This window comes from Corynebacterium sp. (genome assembly GCF_030535495.1).
Taxonomy (GTDB): Bacteria; Actinomycetota; Actinomycetes; order Mycobacteriales; family Mycobacteriaceae; genus Corynebacterium.
This window is the reverse complement of sequence record NZ_JAUNRW010000150.1, coordinates 1-3,957: the sequence shown is the minus strand read 5'-3', so window position 1 is coordinate 3,957 and position 3,957 is coordinate 1. Positions and strand designations below refer to the sequence as shown.

Here is a 3,957-nt window from a genome sequence, read left to right as displayed (position 1 = left end):
CCTCATAGCCACTGCCGCCGAGGCAGCACGCGAACGCTACCTCGACAAAGGGGTGAACCTTTATCTGCGGGAGGTTGACCCGGTCGCAGTCACCGTCGATGCCGACCGCATCGGACAGGCACTGGCCAATCTCCTCGACAACGCCCTGCGCCACACCCCACCCGGCGGGACCGTCACCCTCAGCAGTCACCGCCCGGGCCCGGGAACCGTCGCCATCACCGTCTCCGACACCGGAGACGGAATTGCCGCCGAGCACCTCGACCACCTCTTCGACCGCTTCTACCGCGCCGACCCCGCCCGAGGCCGAACCGCCGGCGGCAGCGGAATCGGTCTCGCGATCACCCGAACACTCGTCGAAGCACACGGAGGACGCATCCGTGCCACCAGTCACGGCCCGGGCCACGGCGCCCAATTCACCGTCGACCTACCCGCCGGATGAAGCGCGCACAACACCGGAGGTTCAACCTGACGGGTCGCCCCACCCTGCACCCGCACTGACAGTGAATCTCACTTTTCGCTGTTACAGAATCAGTGGATAACGGCAGCGAATGCCTGGCCGCTGAAGTTGACCGGACGACGCCCCCGGGCGTCTAGCGGAAAGTCTGCGAATCAGGTCCGGGCGTATGCGCGTCCACCGGCTGGTTTCGCCGGATGTCGAGCATCGTGTTGCGCACCTGCTCGCGGGCCGAAGCACTCGCAGAGGCGGCCGTCCAGGCATCGCAAGCCCTCGGAAGTCCGTTGCGTCTGCTGACTCAATGATGCATCGGATGAGACGAAGCGATGGTGCCTGCAGGTCAACGACGTGTTGAGTTTCCTGTCTCGGTGGCCTATAGGCGGGGATTCCGTGCCGAGTCTGTGCGGTGACGTCGCCCGGGACGGGTCGATTCCGCAGGTAGGGGGCTGGCCTGGAGCTGCGCACGAGGGGGCCGCTCATGGTCGACGAATGATTCATCTGATGCAATGCGCAGACTTCAGCTTGTCATAAGATAAATTATCGGCGTTAACATCATGGCTGGTCGGGCCCTGTTTTGGGGCCACGGTGTGCTCCAACGTTGTTTACGAGTGGTCTTGGTCGTTCTCGGTGATTTGGGCCAGGGCTGCGGTGAGGTCGTCTTCGCTGGGTAGTGCCTCTTGCTCTGCGGCGGGTAGGGCCTCATAGCTGAAGGTTGAGACGGCCAGGGGTGCGCCGGCTTGGTTCAGTGCGTAGCGGACGACACGATCATTGCGGCTGCCGCAGACCAGGATCCCGACAGTCGGGGCATGCGAGGCGCGGCGCAGGCGATCCTCGACCAGGGCGACGTAGAACTGCAGCTGCCCGGCGTGTTCTGGCTTGAACTTGCCGGTCTTGAGCTCAATGACGACGTACCGCAATTGCTCGACGTGGAAGAACAGTAGGTCAGCGTAGAAGTCCTCGCCCCCGACGTCGAAGTGCACTTGTCTTCCCACGAAAGCGAATCCCGGGCCGAGCTCGCGCAGCGTATCGACGATTCGGTCGGTCAGGGACTCCTCGAGTTCACGTTCGGCGACCTCGCCGGACAGATCCAGGAAATCAAGAATCAGCGGGTCCTTGGCGATCTGCTGGGCGAGCTCGGAATCTTGCGCAACAAGCTGTTGCGCGAAGTTGGACGGTGCCGCACCTGTGCGTTCGAGGGCGCTGCTGGCGATCATGTTGGTGAGCACGTTGCGCGACCAGCCGTGCTCGACGGCCGCGGCCGCATACTTGTCCCGGTCTTCCTGAGCGCTGAGCTTGTCCAGCAGGACAGTCACGTGCCCCCAGGGCAAGTACGCAACAGGCTGTTGCGCGATTGGTCCAGCGGTCCAGGCGCCGGCGAAGGTCGCCATGTACTGCAGGTTCCGGGCGGAAAAGCCCTTCATCTGGGGGAACTCGGCCCGAAGATCTTCGGCGAGCCTGCGAATTACACCGCTGCCCCACCCGTGTCGGGTACTTTCCTCGCGCACTGCCTGTCCGATGGACCAGTACAACTCGATCAGTTGGGTGTTGACCCTTCGCTGCGCCGTGATCCGTGCGCTTTTGACCCTGTTCTTCAGGTCCTCGATAAGGCGCCCGTAGTTGGTTGGCAGGTCCAGGTCCCGGGTGTTCACCCGTCCATCCTGACAGGTTCGCCCCTGCGAACCTGCACGCCGGACGGCAATACACTGCAGCCTCACCTGGCTCGCAATTGGCGTCCTGTTGGGCGCTCGTCAAACGAGACACGGCGATGGAGGCTTCACGTGTTGTTGAGGTAGATCTCTCGGACCCGTGTTGGTGTGATCTCGCACCGCTGCCCGAGAGTGGCGGCGGTTACGCCTCGGTCGATTGCCCCCATGATTTGGCGGTCTCGGTTCGCGTTGACGTTGAAAGGGGGTGGCCCGGGCGCAGTGACCGGGCCACCCCTTTTCAGCCTCCGCCGGCTGGAAGGGCCTTCACCGTCTCACTCAGGGCCACCCCGAGGCCGGCGCCGATGAGACCGGCACCGATGGCACCTCCGGCCACCATGGGCAGGATCGCCGACGAGGCCAGTACGGCGACTGCGGGCAGTCCCAGGCCTGTCACGCCGGACGCGATGCCGACGAACTGCCCCGGCCGGCCAATGTGGTGTCCGCGAGCGGCGAGTACTGCGACCATCACGGTCACCGCGATCGCACCGTACGCGCTCACGCTAAGCGTGAGCGCGAGCATTGTTGGATCCACAATCTTCTCCGTTTCAGTCGTTGGTACGTGGAATTGTCCACCCGGCTCATGCCGCCGCCGATTTGCTCGACGCCGGACGCCTGGCGCCTTAGCAGCGGTCAGCGCTCGATCCTCGACATGGGCGCGGGCGTGAACTAGTGTCGGTAACGCAGGCAACAAAACACGTTCCCGGTTACCTGTTACCGGGTGCTGAAGCTGAAGGGGTTGTCATGTCGTCGTCGGAGAAGATCGCTCACGCCTATGGGGTGATCGTCGCGCGGGGGGACAAGGTCACCGTGCGGGCGGTGCAGAAACAGGCGGGGGTGCGGATCGGCGAGGTAGCGGCGTGGATGCGCGAGCACGCCACGGGCGCAGCAGGCGAGGTTCCCGAGGCCCCGGACTTGTCTGAGCCGATGTCGGCGATGGTGGCCTCGGTGTGGGCGGCGGCGTGGAAGCGCGCCGCCGAGCAGGCAGACGAGGCCACTGCGGTGGCGCTCGATGCTGCCCGTGCCGGCGAGGCCGATGCCCTCGCTGCGGCGGAATCCGCCACGGCGCAGCAAGCAGACGCCGACGCGGCCAGGGAGGAGGCGGTCCGGGACGCGGAGCAGTTGCGGGCCGAGCTGGCCCAGGTTCGCCAGCAGCTCGATGAGACGCAGCGTCAGGCAGAGCAGGCGCGCGTCCAGGCCGAGGAGGCCGACCGTGCCCGGGTGCGGGCCGAGGCCACCTCGGACACCTTGCGTGAACTGTTGGACGCGTTTCGTTCCTCCGGGCAGGCCGACGAGGACAAGTAGCGATCCGCACCGTGATGGTCTTGTCGTGTCGGACCGGGCGAGCACACTGACAAAGCAGGACAGGCAATGAACAAGCGGCCCGGACTTCCGTCAGGTGCGGTCGGGCCGTAACGGGACGAACGCCAACACGGGAGGGGTGTCATGTGGGATCTACAGACCGCGGTACAGGCCGTGGTGGTGGTCGCGGTGGCCTCGCTTTTGGTGCCGCCGCTGGCACGCGGCATCGGAGGCATCTGCGCCGTGATCGGCTTCTGTGGGGTGGTGCAGTCGAGCTCCTGGGCGCCGACGGTGATGGCGTTGGGGATGGTGGCGTGGTTTGTCGGGCACTGGTCGTTCGCGGTCCGCAATGACGTGCATTACCGGTCGCGTCTGGCGCTGGTGGTGATCGACAAGACGCCGTTGCGGTGGGCGATTCCGCGTTACTGGCAGTTGCGCCGCCAGTGAACCACCCTGGATCCGCCGGAGGGTCTTGCTGAATTAGGCGGCCTGAGGTTC

Annotated in this window: 5 protein-coding genes; 3 read left to right on the top strand and 2 right to left on the bottom strand. The window is 65.2% G+C overall.

Features of this window, described 5'->3' with window-relative positions; translation table 11 throughout:
* On the top strand, positions 1–439 hold a 439-nt coding region (locus Q4F73_RS11855), incomplete at its 5' end, for a cell wall metabolism sensor histidine kinase WalK (protein ID WP_303359548.1).
* 617 nt (positions 440–1,056) lie between these two features.
* Here Q4F73_RS11855 and Q4F73_RS11850 read toward each other — a convergent pair.
* Entirely contained in the window at positions 1,057–2,103 is a 1,047-nt protein-coding gene (locus tag Q4F73_RS11850) for a YhcG family protein (RefSeq protein WP_303359547.1), read from the bottom strand.
* Positions 2,104–2,398: 295 nt separating this feature from the next.
* The gene (locus tag Q4F73_RS11845) at positions 2,399–2,659 is read right to left on the bottom strand and encodes a hypothetical protein (RefSeq protein ID WP_303359546.1); all 261 of its coding nucleotides are present in this window, start codon (positions 2,657–2,659) and stop codon (positions 2,399–2,401) included.
* Positions 2,660–2,901: 242 nt separating this feature from the next.
* On the opposite strand from Q4F73_RS11845, the gene Q4F73_RS11840 reads away from it, so the two are divergent.
* Both Q4F73_RS11840 and Q4F73_RS11835 read left to right on the top strand, forming a co-directional pair.
* Positions 2,902–3,462, top strand: coding sequence for a hypothetical protein (locus Q4F73_RS11840; RefSeq protein WP_303359545.1), 561 nt, complete (start codon positions 2,902–2,904; stop codon positions 3,460–3,462).
* Positions 3,463–3,603: 141 nt separating this feature from the next.
* Complete coding sequence (locus Q4F73_RS11835) at positions 3,604–3,906, top strand: hypothetical protein (protein WP_303359544.1); 303 nt, start codon at positions 3,604–3,606, stop codon at positions 3,904–3,906.
* Positions 3,907–3,957 lie beyond the last annotated feature (51 nt).

Coding starts and splice junctions, on each gene's coding strand:
- Q4F73_RS11840 (WP_303359545.1), top strand. CDS start 2,902: ATGTCGTCGTCGGAGAAGATCGCTCACGCCTATGGGGTGATCGTCGCG.
- Q4F73_RS11835 (WP_303359544.1), top strand. CDS start 3,604: ATGTGGGATCTACAGACCGCGGTACAGGCCGTGGTGGTGGTCGCGGTG.